Below are 15,353 nucleotides of genomic sequence, written 5' to 3' on the forward strand. Positions count from 1 at the left end.
GAGGGGCGGCCGGAGCCGGTGCTCAGCGGCCGGGGGCCGGCAGATCCACCAGGCGAGCCAGGGTCTCGCGATGGCGGCCGGGCGCACCCAGGGCGATCTGGTCGGCCTTGGCCCGCTTGAGGTACAGGTGCGCGGGCAGCTCCCAGGTCATGCCGATGCCTCCGTGCAGCTGTACGCACTCCTCCGCCGCCCGCACCGCGGTCTCGGCGCAGTGGGACTGCGCGACCGCGACCGCGACCGCGGCGTCCCCGCTGCCGGTCGCCAGGGCGTCCACGGCGTTCCGGGCGGCGGCCCGGGCCCCGGCCACGGCCAGCCACACATCCGCCAGGCGGTGCTTCACCGCCTGGAAGGAGCCGACGGGACGGCCGAACTGCCGCCGCTCCTTCAGGTATCCGACGGTGGACTCCAGGCACCACTCCGCGAGGCCCAGCTGCTCGGAGGCGAGCAGTCCCGCGCCGGTGAGCAGGGCCCGGTCCAGGGCGCGCTCCGCGCCGCCGGGAGCGTCCACGCGGCGCCCGGCGGCGCCGTCCAGGGTCACGCCGGCGACCGGACGGGTGAGGTCCAGGGAGGTCCGGGGCTCCACCGTCACGCCGGCGGAGGCCAGGTCCACGACGTGCAGCTCCGGCCCGTCCGGCCCGGCGGCCGGCACCACCAGGACGTCCGCGCCAGGGGTGTCGGCGACCGAGGTCACCCGGCCGGTGAGGGTGCCGTCGGGGCCGGGCAGCACGGTGCCGGGAAAGGCGAACCCGGGGGCGGACGGGAGCGGCACGGCCAGAGTGCCGGTCCGGGTTCCGGCGGCCAGGGCGGCGAGGGTCTCCCGGGCCGCGGGGGTGTCGCAGGCGAGCAGTGCGGTGGTGGCCAGTACCGCGTGCCCCAGGTACGGAGTGGGGGCGGCGGCCCGGCCGAGCTCCTCCATGACCACAGCTGTTTCCCGCAGCGAGGCGCCGGCCCCGCCGAGGTCCTCCGGGACCTGGAGTCCTGCGGTGCCCAGGTCGGCCGCCAGCGCGCGCCACAGCCCGGTGTCGTAGGGCTCCGGGCTTTCGCAGCGGGCGAGCACGGCCTCCGCGGAGCAGCGGTGGCCGAGCAGGGCCCGGACGCTGGAGCGCAGCTCGGTCTCGATCTCGGTGTAGAGCAGGTCCTGTGTCATCGGGCCAGCTCCTTCCAGGGCAGTTCGGTGTCGGTGCGGGGTTCGCGCGGCAGGCCCAGCACCCGTTCGGCGATGATGTTGCGCAGAATCTCCGAGGTGCCGCCCTCGATCGAGTTGCCCTTGGCCCGCAGGTAGCGGTATCCGGCGTCACGTCCGGTGAATTCCACCGTCTCCGGGCGGGTCATGGTCCAGTCCTCATAGGCCAGGCCGTCCTCGCCGAGGAGTTCTACCTCCAGGCCGCTGAGCTCCTGTGCGTTCCGGGCGAAGGCCAGCTTCATCCCGGCGCTCTCCGGCCCGGGCTGCCCGACGGCGAGCTGCTGGCGCAGCCGCTCACCGGTGAGCCGGGCGACCTCGGCGGCCACCCAGCCGGAGAGCAGCCGCTGGTGGAGGTCGTGGGTCCGCAGTTGCGGCTGGGCACGCCAGGCGTCCGCGACCTTGCCGATCATGCCGGCCTCGACCGGCCGGGCGCCGCCGCCGATGGCCACCCGCTCGTTGTTCAGGGTGGTCTGGGCGACCTTCCAGCCCTCGCCGACCGCGCCGAGCCGGTCCGAGTCGGGGATGCGTACCCCGCTGAGGAACACCTCGTTGAACTCCGCCTCTCCGGTGATCTGGCGCAGCGGCCGCACCTCTACCCCCGGTGCGGTCATGTCACAGGCGAAGTAGGTGATGCCCCGGTGCTTGGGCACGGCGGGATCGGTGCGGGCGATGAGGATGGCCCAGCGTGCGGTGTGCGCGCTGGAGGTCCACACCTTCTGGCCGGTGACGATCCAGTCGTCGCCGTCCCGCTCCGCGCGGGTTGCCAGAGAGGCCAGGTCGGAGCCGGCTCCCGGCTCGCTGAACAGCTGGCACCACACCTCCTCCCCGGTCCACAGCGGGCGCAGGAAGCGGGCGTGCTGCTCCTCCGTGCCGAAGCGCAGGATGGTGGGCGCGGCCATTCCCAGGCCGATGCCGATGCGGCGGGGTTCGTTGTCCGGAGCACCGGCGGCGGCGAGCTCCGCCTCGACCCCGGCCTGGAGGGAGCGGTCCGCGCCGAGACCGCCCAGGCCGGCAGGGAAGAACACCCACGCCAGTCCGGCGTCGTAGCGGGCCCGCAGGAAGTCCTGCCGGGCGGTGGTGGCCGGGGGGTGCGTGTCGAGCAGGGCTTTGACGCGCCGGCTCAGCTCCTCCGGGCCCACCTTGGTGTGCACTGCCATGCCGGGTTCTCCTCATCATGCGGTGTCGTGCAGCAGACTGAGCGGTTGCTTAGCCTGCCGGTCCGGTCGCCGTCCCGTCAACACCCGGGGCACCGGAGGGCGGGGAGACTGCTGGGAGGATGAGGACCGAGCGGGGCGGGCGGATACGGAGGGCGGCCGGCATGGCGGTGACCGACGAAGCGATCGAGAAGGTCAAGGCGATGATCGTCTCCGGGGCGCTGGTGCCCGGCCAGCGGCTGCCCCGGGAGGAGGAGCTCGCCGCGGAGCTCGGGCTCTCCCGGAGTTCCCTGCGGGAAGCCGTCCGGGCGCTGACCGCGATGCGCATTCTGGTGGCCCGGCAGGGCGACGGCACCTATGTCTCCAGCCTTGAGCCCGGCCTGCTGCTGGAGGCACTGGCGTTCGCCTCCGACATCTCCCGCGGAGAGACCGCCCGGGACCTGCTCCAGGTGCGCCGCATGCTGGAGCCGCAGGCCACCGCGCTGGCCGCGGGCCGCGCCACCGAGGACGACCTGCGGGCGCTGCGGGCCGCGCTGGACCGGTGCGCCGCCGCGGAGACGGCCGAGGAGTTCGTCGTCCACGACATCGAGTTTCACCAGCGCATCGTCGACCTCGCGGGCAACGCAGTCCTGTCGGCGCTGCTGCGGGGCCTCTCCGGCCGCACTCAGCGGGAACGGGTGCTCCAGGGGGTCGAGGCCGGCTCGGCGCTGGAGCGTGCCCAGCGGGAGCACGAGGCGATCCTGGAAGCGCTCACCTCGCGTGACGCCCGGCTCGCGGAGGCGACCGCGGCGGTGCACATCGCCGGAGTCGAACGCCGCCTCGGGGGCGGCGCCGCGCTCCCGCCGGGCGGGGCCGGCCCGGAAGGCCACCGGGCGGGCCGCGTCGGCCCTGCCTGACCCGGGCGGACCCGCCGATCTGACCCGGGCGGACCCGCGACGGAGCTCGTCAGGTTCGCGGCGCGCTGCGGTTTTCCTCCGATGTCTCCTTGTGCAACAGGCGCGATGTCCCCTAATTTGCCGGTGAGGCTCGTCGATTCCTCCGATGTGTACGGGCTTCCCTCGATCATGACCGGAAGGGATCACGCCTGTGCGACGCCCGCACCCGACACCGTCCCCGGCCCGGTGGCCGTTCTTCCGGTCCACCGGCCGCCGATGAGTACCGGAACGGCCCCGGACCGGGCCACCGGGCACCGCATCACCGCTCTCGACACCTACGACATCCGGTTTCCCACCTCCCGGGAGCTCGACGGCTCCGACGCCATGAACCCCGACCCCGACTACTCGGCCGCCTACGTAATCCTGCGCACCGACGCGGGCGACGGCCTCGAAGGCCACGGCTTCGCGTTCACCATCGGCCGGGGCAACGAGGTCCAGGTGGCCGCCCTCGCGGCCCTCCGCCCCCACCTCGTCGGCCGTCCGCTCGACGAGGCGTGCACCGACCCCGGCTCCGTGCACCGCGACCTGACCGGAGACAGCCAGCTGCGCTGGCTCGGCCCGGAGAAGGGCGTGATGCACATGGCGGTCGGCGCCGTGGTCAACGCCGTCTGGGACCTCGCCGCGAAACGGGCGTGCAAGCCGCTCTGGCAGTTCCTCGCCGACGCCGAACCCGAGTGGCTCGTCGCCCAGGCCGACTTCCGTTACCTCACCGACGTCCTGACGCCCGACAGGGCACTGGCCCTGCTGCGCGCCGCCCGGCCCGGGGCCGGGGACCGCGCAGCCGCTCTGCGGCGGCACGGCTACCCCGCCTACACCACGTCCCCGGGCTGGCTCGGCTACTCCGACGACAAGCTCACCCGGCTCGCCCGGCAGGCGGTGGCCGACGGCTTCACCCAGATCAAGCTGAAGGTCGGCGCCGACCGGGACGACGACCTGCGGCGGCTGCGCACCGCCCGCGCCGCTGTCGGCCCGGACATCAGGATCGCGATCGACGCCAACCAGCGCTGGGACGTCCCCGAGGCGATCACCTGGACCCGGGCCCTCGCCGATGCCGACCCGTACTGGATCGAGGAACCCACCAGTCCGGACGATGTCCTCGGGCACGCCGCCGTCCGCGCGGCCGTCGCCCCCGTCAAGGTCGCCACCGGCGAACACGCGCAGAACCGGATCCTGGTCAAACAGCTGCTCCAGGCAGGCGCAGTCGACGTGCTGCAACTGGACGCGGCCCGCGTCGGCGGCGTCAACGAGAACCTGACGATCCTTCTGCTGGCCGCCGAGTTCGGCATCCCCGTCTGCCCGCACGCCGGGGGAGTGGGGCTGTGCGAACTTGTCCAGCACCTGGCCATGTTCGACTTCCTCGCGGTGTCCGGCAGCACCGACAACCGGGTCATCGAATACGTCGACCACCTGCACGAGCACTTCATCGACCCGGTGACGGTCCGCCGCGGCCACTACCTGCCGCCGTCCGCACCTGGCTTCTCGGCCGCCCTGCGGCCGGAAACCCTTGCCCGCTACGCCTACCCCGACGGCACGTTCTGGACCGCCGACCGTGCCGCGCACGCGCACGGCCCGACCAAGAAGGCAGCACGGCATGACTGAACTGACCGGCCTGCGAGCCCTCGTCACCGGCGGGGCCTCCGGCATCGGACGCGCCACCGCCCTGCTGCTCGCCGAGCGCGGCGCCGGTGTCGCCGTCCTGGACCTGGAGCCCGACGGGCTGCCCGAGCCGCTGCTCGCGTTCCGCGCGGACGTCTCGGACGGCGCCTCCGTACGGGAGGCCGTCGGGAGCGCGGCGGCCCGGCTCGGCGGTCTCGACATCCTGGTGAACAACGCCGGCGTCGGCGCCGTCGGCACCGTCGCCGACAACGACGACGCGGAATGGCACCGGGTTCTCGACGTCAACGTCCTCGGTATGGTGCGGAGCAGTCGCGCCGCCCTGCCCCATCTGCGCCGCTCCCGGGACGCGGCGATCGTCAATCTCTGCTCGATCGCCGCCACCGCCGGCCTGCCGCAGCGCGCTCTGTACGCGGCCAGCAAGGGCGCTGTGCTCTCGCTCACCCTGGCCATGGCAGCCGACCACATACGAGAGGGTATTCGCGTCAACTGCGTCAGTCCCGGCACCGCCGACACCCCCTGGGTGGCCCGGCTGACCGAGACAGCGCCGGACCCCGTGGCAGAACGGACCGCGCTCGCCGCCCGGCAGCCGATGGGCCGGCTGGTGACCGCCGAGGAGGTCGCCGCCGCCGTCGCCTACCTGGCGAGCCCCGCCGCGGCAGCCGTCACCGGAACGGCCCTGGCCGTGGACGGCGGCATGGCGGGCCTCCGTCTGCGCCCGCCCCGCCCGGCAGGTCCCGCGTGAACCCGGCAGCCCCCGGCGGGCGGAAGCCGTTGAACCCGCACGCGCCACTGCGCCGCCGCCTCCTGGGGGCCGCGGGAGTACCCGTCACCGAGCTCGGCCTGGGCACCGCGGCGATCGCCGGTCTCTACACGCCGGTCTCCGAAGAGGCCGCCCACGCCGCGGTCCAAGCCGCCTGGGACGCCGGCGTCCGCTACTTCGACACCGCTCCCCACTACGGTCTCGGGGAGTCCGAGCGGCGCCTCGGCGCCGCTCTGGCGAACCGGCCACGCGCCGCCTGCACGGTCTCCACCAAGGTCGGGCGGCTGCTGGAGCCACGGCCGGGCGCGACCGGGGACGACCTGGCCAACGGCTTCGCCGTCCCCGCCACTCACCGCCGGGTGTGGGACTTCAGCGCGGACGGAGTGCGGCGCAGTCTCGAGGAAAGCCTGCGGCGGCTCGGACTCGACCGGATCGACCTCGTCCTCCTGCACGACCCCGACGACCACGCCGGGCAGGCGTTCGGCGAGGCCTACCCCGCGTTGGAGCGCATGCGGGCCGAGGGAACCGTCGGAGCCATCGGCGCGGGCATGAACCAGACAAGGATGCTCACCCGCTTCCTGCGCGACACCGACGTGGACGCCGTGCTCTGCGCCGGCCGTTACACCCTGCTGGACCAGAGTGCCCTGGACGAGCTGCTGCCCGAGGCCGCCGCCCGCGGCAAGAGCGTGATCATGGGAGGCGTGTACAACTCCGGGCTGCTCGCCTCCCCCCGGCCCGACGCGAGGTTCGACTACGCCCGGGTGCCCGGGCCCCTCCTGGACCGTGCGCTCGCAATGCAGGCCGTCACCGAACGGCACGGTGTCCCGCTGCGGGCCGCCGCACTCCGCTTTCCCCTGGGCCACCCCGCGGTCGCCGCAGTCCTGACCGGTGCCCGGTCCGCCGACGAGGCACGCGACGCGGCGGACATGCTGCGGAGGCCCGTCCCCGCGGCGCTCTGGGACGAGCTGCGTGAGCAAGGGCTGCTGCCGGAGGGCGCTCCGGTACCCGCACCGGGGGACCAACCGTGACCCCACGGCCCCTGATCGACGCACACCACCACGTCTGGGACCTCTCCGTGCGGGACCAGGACTGGATCACCGGCGCCGACCTGGCCCCCCTGCGGCGGGACTTCACCCTCACCGACCTGGAGCCGGAAGCCCGCGCGGCGGGCGTCACCGGCACGGTGCTGGTGCAGACCGTCACCTCCCCCGACGAGACCCCGGAACTCCTCGCCCTGGCGGACAGCGGCGCCCTTGTCGCCGGAGTCGTGGGGTGGACCGACCTCACCTCCCCCGACATCGCGGACGCGCTGGCCGCGCTGCGGGAACTTCCTGGCGGCGAACGCCTGGTGGGCATCCGTCACCAGGTGCAGCACGAGCCGGACCCCGGCTGGCTCGACCGCGCCGACGTGACCCGCGGGCTGACCGCGGTGGCCGCCGCGGGTCTCGCCTACGACCTGGTGATCCGGCCGCACCAGCTCCCCGCCGCTGCCCGGGCCGCGCGGCGCCACCCCCACCTCACCCTGGTCCTCGACCACCTCGGCAAGCCCCCCGTCGCCCGCGGCGAACTCACCGGCTGGGCAGGCGGCATCCGCCGGCTGGCCGCACTGCCGCACACCGTCGCCAAACTCTCCGGCCTGGTCACCGAGGCCGACTGGCACACCTGGTCCGTCGCCGATCTGCGGCCGTACACCGACACCGTGCTCGATGCCTTCGGGGCGGACCGGCTGATGTTCGGCTCCGACTGGCCGGTCTGCCGGCTCGCCGCCTCCTACCGGCAGGTCCTCGACACCGCCCGCACGCTCACCGCCGGGCTCAGCCCGGCCGAGCAGGACGCAGTCCTCGCCGGCACCGCCACCCGGGTCTACCGCCTGCGGCCCCTGCCCGGTCGCTGACGCGGACGGCCGTCCCCGCGTGCGCAGCCGGGCAGGGCCCGGATCAGGCCGCCGCGGACCTGACCTCCTCGGCGGCCTGCTTGTCGAGCGCGACCCGCACCAGGCCCGCTGCCAGCCTCGGCAGGTTCTCCCGCGACCCGGCGAGTCGCGACAGCTCCTCCGGCGAGGTGGGCAGCGCGACGCGCTCCGCCCCGCTCTGCGCCTTGGCATCGAAGAACGGCGCGTACTCGGGCCACACCCCCTGCACCTCGCGAAGGAAGATGCGGGCGCCGGTGGGCCCCAGTCCCGGGATCTCCTGGAGCCGCTGCTCCACGTCGTCCGCTCCGCGCAGCTTCCGCAGATCACCCCGGTAACGCTCCCGCAGCAACTCGGCGCCCTCACCCAGCATGGTCGCGGTCCGCTCGTCGTACCTGCGGTAGCCGCCCTCGCCCAGCGCGTCCACCCGCTGCTGCCAGCGGGCCTCGGCCATCCGCCCGGGTTGACGCATGCCCGCCGCGAAGAGAGCCCGCGCGGCGGACACGGCGATGCCGGCCCGGACCGGGGCGGACAGCAGCACGGACAGCACCAGCAGTTGGTAGAGGGGCTGCGGAGTGTCACGCAGCCGGATGCCCGCCTCCGCGGCATACGTCCTGCCGCACCGGTCGAGCAGTACCCGCGCCGTTGCCTCGGTCCCTCCGGCCATGCCACCACCTCTCGTGCGGCCGCGCCCGGTCCTCCGCGGAGCCCGCGCGCGGGGCACTCAGTCCGTTTCGGGAAGCTGCTCGCGGTACTGCCTCGGCGGCCAGTACTGCCTGCCCGGCTCTCCGGCGCGCGGCTTCTCTCCGGCCCGTGAAGTCCCGGCCGCCGCCGGCTCCCCGACCCGATCGGCACCCGAACGCCGGCTACCTGTGTCGTGCATCGCGTCTCACCTCCGCGCCACCGGTTTCCCCTGCTCGCACACCCGAAACGCGGCTGCGGCGGACTGCCGCCGGCCGGGCACCCGCCGCCTGCCGGGAAGGACCGTACGCCGACCCCGCCGGGGTCCGGGGGCGGTCACTGGCGCGTGGCTCCGGGCAGCCCGGCCCGGATCCGCCGCGGAGGCGTGAAGGTATGGAGGTCCAGTACGTCGGGGAGCGGGGCGACGCCCGGCCCTCCCGCCCGGACCCAGGCGGCGACGTCCTCGGTCGCTTCGGGGCTGTTGACCAGGGCCAGCCAGACCGGCCGGGCGCCCTTCGCCCGTCCGGCGGAGGACGGCTGAACCACGATCACGTTGGCCTGGTCACAGAAGCCCAGGCACTCGGAGACGCGGACCTGCGCGTCCGCACGGAGCCGCGCGGTCTGCCCCGCGTGGTCGACGCCGGAGATCTTCGCAGTGCCGCAGCAGCAGTCCCGGCACACGGTGATCCGGCACGGCACCGCTCGGGCGGTCTTCCTGGGCATGCTGACGCACCCTCCTCCGGGGAGGTCCGCGCCCCGGTGTCGTTGAGGAGGCGACCGCGTGAGTCTCCTGGCTCTCGGGTCGTTGCTCGCCCCGGCCTTCCCGCTCGTCTTCGGGCAGTGGCCTGTCCGGGATCCGCTCGCCGATCACAGTGGCGGGACCGCGCCGGATTCACACCGGCTTCCTCGTTCCGCCGTCGCCTGTTCGCCCGTCATCATGACACCCCGTCGGCCGGGCCGCCACGGCACCCTCCGGTGGCCCGGCCCAGGGGGCTTGCGTCGGCGCTCTCAGCCGGTTCCGATCGGTACCCCGACCTCGGCGCAGGCCCGGTGCAGACAGTCTGCTGCCGCCGTCAACTGCCCGGTGTTCGCGGTGCCGGCGAAGCTCAGCCGCAGGTGGGGGGCGGGGGACTCGGCAGCGAAATACGCCCCGCCCGCGGTGACCGCCGCACCGGCACGCAGCGTCGCGGCCACGAGCTCGGCCTCGTCGGTGCCGGGCGGCAGCCGCAGCCAGAGGTGGAAACCGCCCCGCGGTGGGGACTGTCCCGGAAAGCCCCGGCGCCGCAGTTCGGAGGCCAGTGCCTCCCTGCGTTCGCGCAGCGTGCTCGCGAGCCGTCGCAGGTGGGTGCGCCAGGCAGGGCCGACGACGAGCTCCAGGGCGGTTTCCTGCAAGGGCCTGGGGACGAAGAAGCTGTCGACGATCTGGACGGAGCGGAGCCTTTCCATGGCGGGACCGCGCGCGGTGAGCGCACCGATGCGCAGGCTGGGCGAGGCGGCCTTCGTCAGCGACCGCAGATGCACCACCACGCCGTCGGTGTCCTGGGCTGCCAGGGGCGGGGGGAGCGTGGGGCAGTCGGCGTGCGCCAGTCTGCGGGCGAAGTCGTCCTCGATGACGAAGGCCCCCGCCTCCCGCGCGATCCGCAGCACCTCCCGGCTGCGCGGGGGAGAGAGCACCACGCCGGTGGGGTTCTGGAAGAGCGGCTGACAGACGAACACCCGGGCGCCGGTCGCCTGGAAGGCGTCCGCGAGCAGATCGGTGCGGACGCCTTCGTCATCGACGGGCACGGGCACCGGACGCAGGCCGGCAGCCCGTGCGACGGCCAGCGTCCCGGGATAGGTCGGTGATTCGACGAGCACGGGGGAACCGGAGGCGGCCAGCGACCTCAGCGCGGTGGTCAGAGCATTCTGTCCGCCTCCGGTGATCAGGACGTCCGAGGCGCTGAGTGCATGGCCCGCACCGCTGATGTCCCGGGCGAACCAGGCCCTGAGCTCGGTCAGGCCCTCGAGCGGCGGACGGCTCCAGGTACCCGGCCTGCGTCCTGCCCGGGCCAGGGCGGCCGCCAGGGCACGCTCCGGCTGCAGGGAGGGGTGCAGGTAACCGCCCTTCAGATCGATGACATCGGCGGGCGGGACGGTGAGCGTGGCCAGAAGCGCGGCGGCGCTGACCTCACGTGCGCCCGGCCCGTTCCCGGCCGGGCCCGCGTCGGCACTGAGCGCGACCTCCTGCCACGAGAGATCCCCCTCCGGAAGGGGCGTGCGGTCCGTCCCGGTCTTGAAGACCCCGACCCCCGGGCGGGAGACCACCAGGCCTTCCGAGACGAGCACGGCAATCGCCCGTGAGACCGTCACCGGACTCACTCCGTACCGCTTCACCAACACCCGACTCGACGGCAGCTTCTCATGATCCGAGTAGCGCTTGAGCGCACTGCGCAGGTCATCAGCCACCTTAGCCTCACTGCTACGATCATTCATGACAGTACAAGATAGCGCTACTCTCGGCCGGAGAGAAACGAACAGCAGAGGCACGCTGCTGGCAGGGCTCGCGGTGGTCTCGTTCTCCGTCAGCTTTCCGGCCACTGCCTGGGCCCTCGAAGGCTTCGGTCCCTGGACAGTGACAGGCGTACGAGGGGTGCTCGCCGGACTGCTGGCGGCCGCGATGCTGCTCGCCCTCCGCATCCCGCTTCCCGGCCGTCAGCACTGGCCGGGGCTGCTGGTCGTGGCGGGCGGCTGCGTCCTCGGGTTTCCGCTGCTCACCGCACTGGCGCTGCAGACCTCCTCGACCGCCCACTCGGCGGTCGTCATCGGGGCGCTGCCGCTGGCCACCGCTGCGGTCTCCGCGGCGCTGACCGGCAAGCGTCCCTCCGGTCTCTTCTGGGGTGCCGCGCTCCTCGGCGCCGTTGCCACGGTCGCGTTCACCCTGCACCGGAGCGACGGGACCCCCACCACCGGTGACCTTTTCCTGTTCGGCGCGCTGCTGCTGTGCGCCGCCGGGTACGCGGAGGGCGGCCGCCTGGCCCGCCACATGCCGGGATGGCACGTGATCTCCTGGGCCGTCGTCGCGGCGCTGCCCTGCACCGCGCTGACCGTGCTGCTGGCGCTGCCTTGGGAACCGGTGCACCCGACCGCGAAGGCCGTGACCGGCATGGTCTACCTCGCCGCCGTGTCCCAGTTCGCCGGATTCATCGCCTGGTACCGCGGCATGGCCGTGATCGGTGTGCTGAGAGCCAGTCAGATCCAACTCGCGCAACCTCTCCTCACGCTCCTGTGGGCGGTCCTGCTGATCGGGGAAACGCTGTCCCCAAGCGCACCGGTCACCGCGCTGCTCGTCGTGGGATGCATCGCGGTGACCCAACGAGCACGCACCCATGCGTAGCCGGGCTTCCATGGGCCGACGCACCTACGCGCGGCCTCGGGTGGAGGCCGGGACGCGGCCCGCCCACCGGACGGCTTGTCGGCTTCCGGCCGGTGGACGGGCCTCTGTCAGCGGGCCATGCAGCTTCCCAGGACGGAATGGGCAGCGGCCTGTGCTGGAGGCGCCGGCGTGATGGTGGACGCCAGGAGAACTGCAGTGCCCATGAGGAGAATTCTGCCGCATATGCGCGCCATCGATGTGTTCCTTGCGGGTTGTGTGAAAGGACTTCGGACGGCGGAGTCTGTCACTCCGCCGCAAGATCATCCTCGAACACAAGTCGCCGTGCAAGCTAGCGATCGTGGAACACAGTTTCGTTACGTCAGGTGCATGGCAGGTGTGGCTGCCCGCGTTCCCGGGATTCCGGGTGAACCAGAGCCATGGTGAACATGTCAAACTGCTGTGAGGTCAATCCGCGGCGTTGAGCCTTTGTGTGATCTGCCGGGCCTGACGGCGGAGGGCAGCCGCTTCCGAGGGGGACGCCTCGCTCTCCCGTAAATCGGCCATTGCCAGCAGGGTCGCCGCCTGCTCCGCCGGGGCGTGGATCTCGCGGGCAAGGGTGAGGCTCTCCCGCAGATGCCGGCCGGCCTGTTGGCTGTGGCCCGTGTGCAGTTCGGCAAGGCCCAGCGAGCGGAGCGCCTGTACCTGCTCATTGGCCGCGCCGATCTGCTGAGCCAGTTCGAGGGCTGCCGAGTGGTGGGGCAGGGACTCCTCGTGGCGGGCCGTCTGCTGAAGGGCGAGGCCGTACCCGTTCAGGGCGATGGATTCGTTTCGCTTGTCACCGACGGCCCGGAGGGCGGGCAACAGCTCCCGAAAATGGTGCAGGGCTTCTGCTGATTTTCCGCAGGCTGCCAGGGAGCACGCGAGATTCATGCGGAGAATGGCTTCGTCGGAACGGCTGCCGGACCGCCGGCAAAGGGTGAGCGCCTGCTGGTACGAACTCACGGATTCCGCGGGTTTTCCCATCTTCTGTCGGGTTTCCCCTACGTTGTTCAGTGCCATGTACTCCCCGAGGGGATCTCCTGTTGTCCGGAAACCACGGATTGCTTCGGAGAAATGCTCGAGAGCGCTCGTGTGCTGCCCGGTATGGAGCAGTATCATCCCCATCAAATTCTGGCTTCGTGCTTGCTGCAGACGGTGGGGGGAACGCATGCGGAGGCGGAGTACCCGGCGCTGAATCGGCAGCGCTCCGAAGTAGTCACCCGTGGACCACAGAATATGAGCGGTCTGGTGCAGCGCCTCCGCCTGCACCTCGGCATCACCGAGGAGGCGAGCCAACTCGTGGGCGCGGCGGGCGGCCTCCATGCCCGAGCTGTACTCGCTGGCGGAGCAGAGAACAGCGCTCAGGTCGAGCAGCGCGCGGGCTTCCGCTCCCTGGTCGCCGATCGCACGCCAGTGGGACACTGCCTCGCGCAGTGCTGACTGCATCGCCACCGCATGTCCCTCGGACACCAGGAGGCCGGCGAGCGTGTGGCAGAGCAGGGCCGAGAGACGGGGGAAGCCGTGCGCCCGGCCGTACTGCACGGCATGGATGAGGTTGGCGGCTTCGGTGACGAACCAGGCCTGTGGGTCAGTGGGGGCGTCTGCCCGGCCCCCGCGCTCCGCGGGGTGGCCTTCTTCTTCCGGGAGGGGGCCGCCGGGGACCGGAAGCCGGCAACGGTGCGGGTGCACCTGCCGGTCAGCGTGGTCCGCCTGGAGGAGGTAGCAGGTGAGGAGGCGTTCCACCGCCGCGCGCTGGGCTTCCGCTGCGTCTTCGGCTGTCGTGAGTGTCCGGGCGTACTCGCGCAACAAGTCGTGCATGCCGTAGCGCTCGGGGGAGGGCTCGAACAGGAGGTGGAGGTTCAGCAGTTCCTCCAGGACACGCTCGGTCAGGTCCGGAGCGAGGCCGGTGAGCGCGGCTGCGGCAGCCGGTCCGAACTCCGCTCCCGTGTGCAGGGCGAGGTGTCGGAACGCCGTCTGCTGGCCGTTGGTCAGAGACCGGTAGGACAGCTCGAACGCCCGGGCGACATCCCGGTCCTCCGTGCGCATCTCCATGAGTATTCCGTTGCTGTGCGACAGCCGCTCGATCAGGTGGGCAGCGCTCCAGGAGGGCCGGCTGTTGAAACGGCTGGAGAGGATCTCTATCGCCAGGGGCAGACGGCCGCAGAGACGGACGATTTCCGCCGCCTCGGTATCGGTGGGTGAACGATCCGGGCCGACCCGCTGGCGGAAGAGTGCGACAGCGTCGTCCATCGGAAGCACATCCAGCGAAAGCGGGCGAACGCCGGGTATCGCGGTCAGCCGCCGCCTACTCGTGATCATGAATAAGGAGGGCGATGAGCTGGGCAGCAACGGCTGAACCTGCTCCGGACCGGTGGCGTTGTCGAGAATGATCAAGGCGCGGCGGTCAGCCATCAGTGTCCGCCACTGTGCAGTCAACTCCTCGGCCTGCCGGGGCATTCGGGCCGCGGGCACACCGAACCGGAGCAGGAGTTCGGTGAGCGCGGATTCCGTCGTGAGCGGTTCCTGGTACGGCGTGTGGGCGCCCAGGTCGACCAGGATCCGGCCGTCGGGGTAGCGCTCTGCGAGCTGATGCGCCGTGTGGACAGCCAGCGAGGTCTTCCCCACGCCGGGCATCCCGTCGATGGCTTCGAGCGCGACGACGGAAGGGGCCCGGCCCGCGGGACGGGACAGCTGCCCGGTCAGGCGCGCGATCTCGGCTCGGCGGCCCACCCACGGTACGTCGCGCGGCAGGTTGTCAGGGCTCGGTACGGGACCGTCCGCCTGCCGTGGCGAAACGGTGGACGCTTCCAGAAGATCGGTGACGGGCTCCCCGCGCAGGATTCCGTGCTGGATGCGACGCAGTCGCTCACCCAGCCCGGTGCCGGCCGATTCCCGCAGCCGGTGTGCCGCGGCATGCAGCAGCTCCGCCGCCTCGGTTGTCCGGCCGTCACCGTAGAGGGCCAGCGTTCTGTGCTCTGTCAGCGCCTCGTTGTCCGGGTGCCTCCCGGCCGGCAACGAGAGCTCCGAGATCACCTCGGCGAAGCGGCGCAGCCGGAGACCGATCCCGGCCCGCAGCAACGCGGCGGCGAGTCTCCGCTCCTCGAGCAGGCTCCGCACCTGCTCGGCCCACTCGCCGGACACGCCGGTGAGCGGGGTACCGCGCCAGAGCTCTGCCGCTCGGTCCAGCAGCAGCAGGGCCTGCGGGTCGTTGCCGCGCTCCGTGAGCGCGCGCGCCTCGTTCACCAGGGAGAAGTAGCGGCGGGCATCAATCAGCTCGGGGGCGGCCTGCAGCGTGTACGTTCCGGTGCGCCCGGTCACCTTCGGGGCATCGTGGCCCGCGAGATCCGTCATCGCCGCACGGAGGCGTGAGACGTAGGTCTGGATGTTCTCGGCCGGATGAAGGGGAGTGTCGTCGTCATGCCAGACGCGGTGGATCAGTCTGCCGGTGCCGACCGATCGTCCGGCGTCCCAGGCCAGGGAGGCCAGGACCGTGCGGGCCTTGGCGGAGCCCAGCGTGCTGTGGCGGCTGCCTGCCCGTAGCTCGATCGGTCCGAGTATCAGTATGTCGAGCCCCGCCATACGCCCTCCCGCCCCACGCCTGTGCCCGCGGTTGAGCATGGCCCTATCCGTTGATCGTTGAACGGCAAGTCGGACAGGACGGCCGAAATCATTCGTTCGCCGGAGGAAGCGATCAGGGTGGTCTCCGGATGGGTAGGGGTGACA

The 15,353-nt window shown here is 72.4% G+C and carries 12 protein-coding genes and 1 riboswitch; of the genes, 6 read left to right on the forward strand and 6 right to left on the reverse strand.

Translation table 11 applies throughout. The annotated features are described in order from the left end of the window. Positions 1-22: 22 nt before the first annotated feature. Positions 23-1,147 carry an acyl-CoA dehydrogenase family protein gene (locus tag PJ985_RS19790; RefSeq protein WP_271685196.1) on the reverse strand — a complete coding sequence of 375 codons (1,125 nt, stop codon included), beginning with the start codon at positions 1,145-1,147 and terminating at the stop codon, positions 23-25. After that, positions 1,144-2,340, reverse strand: a complete 1,197-nt coding sequence (locus PJ985_RS19795; RefSeq protein WP_271685197.1) for an acyl-CoA dehydrogenase family protein — start codon at positions 2,338-2,340, stop codon at positions 1,144-1,146. Before PJ985_RS19795 ends, PJ985_RS19790 begins: the two co-directional genes overlap by 4 nt. 161 nt (positions 2,341-2,501) lie before the next feature. Between PJ985_RS19795 and PJ985_RS19800 the strand changes: the two genes are divergently transcribed. From PJ985_RS19800 to PJ985_RS19820, 5 genes are all read left to right on the forward strand, one after another. Beyond that, entirely contained in the window at positions 2,502-3,233 is a 732-nt protein-coding gene (locus PJ985_RS19800; protein ID WP_271685198.1) for a FadR/GntR family transcriptional regulator, read from the forward strand. A gap of 255 nt (positions 3,234-3,488) precedes the next feature. Next, entirely contained in the window at positions 3,489-4,871 is a 1,383-nt protein-coding gene (locus PJ985_RS19805; protein WP_271685199.1) for an enolase C-terminal domain-like protein, read from the forward strand. Then, a complete protein-coding gene (locus PJ985_RS19810; RefSeq protein WP_271685200.1) occupies positions 4,864-5,631 on the forward strand; it encodes an SDR family NAD(P)-dependent oxidoreductase in 768 nt (255 codons plus the stop codon). Before PJ985_RS19805 ends, PJ985_RS19810 begins: the two co-directional genes overlap by 8 nt. A gap of 47 nt (positions 5,632-5,678) precedes the next feature. After that, positions 5,679-6,677, forward strand: coding sequence for an aldo/keto reductase (locus PJ985_RS19815; RefSeq protein WP_271685255.1), 999 nt, complete (start codon positions 5,679-5,681; stop codon positions 6,675-6,677). Continuing rightward, positions 6,674-7,543: an amidohydrolase family protein gene (locus tag PJ985_RS19820; RefSeq protein ID WP_271685201.1), complete on the forward strand. Its 870-nt coding sequence runs from the start codon at positions 6,674-6,676 to the stop codon at positions 7,541-7,543. The genes PJ985_RS19815 and PJ985_RS19820 overlap by 4 nt, the downstream gene beginning before the upstream one ends. Positions 7,544-7,586: 43 nt before the next feature. Here PJ985_RS19820 and PJ985_RS19825 read toward each other — a convergent pair whose 3' ends face one another. From PJ985_RS19825 to PJ985_RS19835, 3 genes are all read right to left on the reverse strand, one after another. Further along, complete coding sequence (locus PJ985_RS19825) at positions 7,587-8,225, reverse strand: endonuclease (RefSeq protein WP_271685202.1); 639 nt, start codon at positions 8,223-8,225, stop codon at positions 7,587-7,589. Between the two features lie 350 nt (positions 8,226-8,575). Beyond that, the gene (locus PJ985_RS19830; RefSeq protein WP_271685203.1) at positions 8,576-8,962 is read right to left on the reverse strand and encodes a (2Fe-2S) ferredoxin domain-containing protein; all 387 of its coding nucleotides are present in this window, start codon (positions 8,960-8,962) and stop codon (positions 8,576-8,578) included. A 44-nt stretch (positions 8,963-9,006) separates the two neighbouring features. Further along, positions 9,007-9,182: riboswitch (cobalamin riboswitch) on the reverse strand. A 65-nt stretch (positions 9,183-9,247) separates the two neighbouring features. Next, positions 9,248-10,711 carry an aminotransferase-like domain-containing protein gene (locus PJ985_RS19835; protein ID WP_271685204.1) on the reverse strand — a complete coding sequence of 488 codons (1,464 nt, stop codon included), beginning with the start codon at positions 10,709-10,711 and terminating at the stop codon, positions 9,248-9,250. Here PJ985_RS19835 and PJ985_RS19840 point away from each other — a divergent pair. After that, the gene (locus PJ985_RS19840) at positions 10,710-11,612 is read left to right on the forward strand and encodes a DMT family transporter (RefSeq protein ID WP_271685205.1); all 903 of its coding nucleotides are present in this window, start codon (positions 10,710-10,712) and stop codon (positions 11,610-11,612) included. The two genes, PJ985_RS19835 and PJ985_RS19840, sit on opposite strands and share 2 nt — an antisense overlap. Positions 11,613-12,056: 444 nt before the next feature. On the opposite strand, the gene PJ985_RS19845 is transcribed toward PJ985_RS19840, so the two are convergent. Beyond that, the gene (locus PJ985_RS19845; RefSeq protein ID WP_271685206.1) at positions 12,057-15,209 is read right to left on the reverse strand and encodes an AfsR/SARP family transcriptional regulator; all 3,153 of its coding nucleotides are present in this window, start codon (positions 15,207-15,209) and stop codon (positions 12,057-12,059) included. Positions 15,210-15,353 lie beyond the last annotated feature (144 nt).

The organism is Streptomyces sp. ACA25 (assembly GCF_028200735.1).
In the GTDB taxonomy this organism is placed as follows: domain Bacteria; phylum Actinomycetota; class Actinomycetes; order Streptomycetales; family Streptomycetaceae; genus Streptomyces.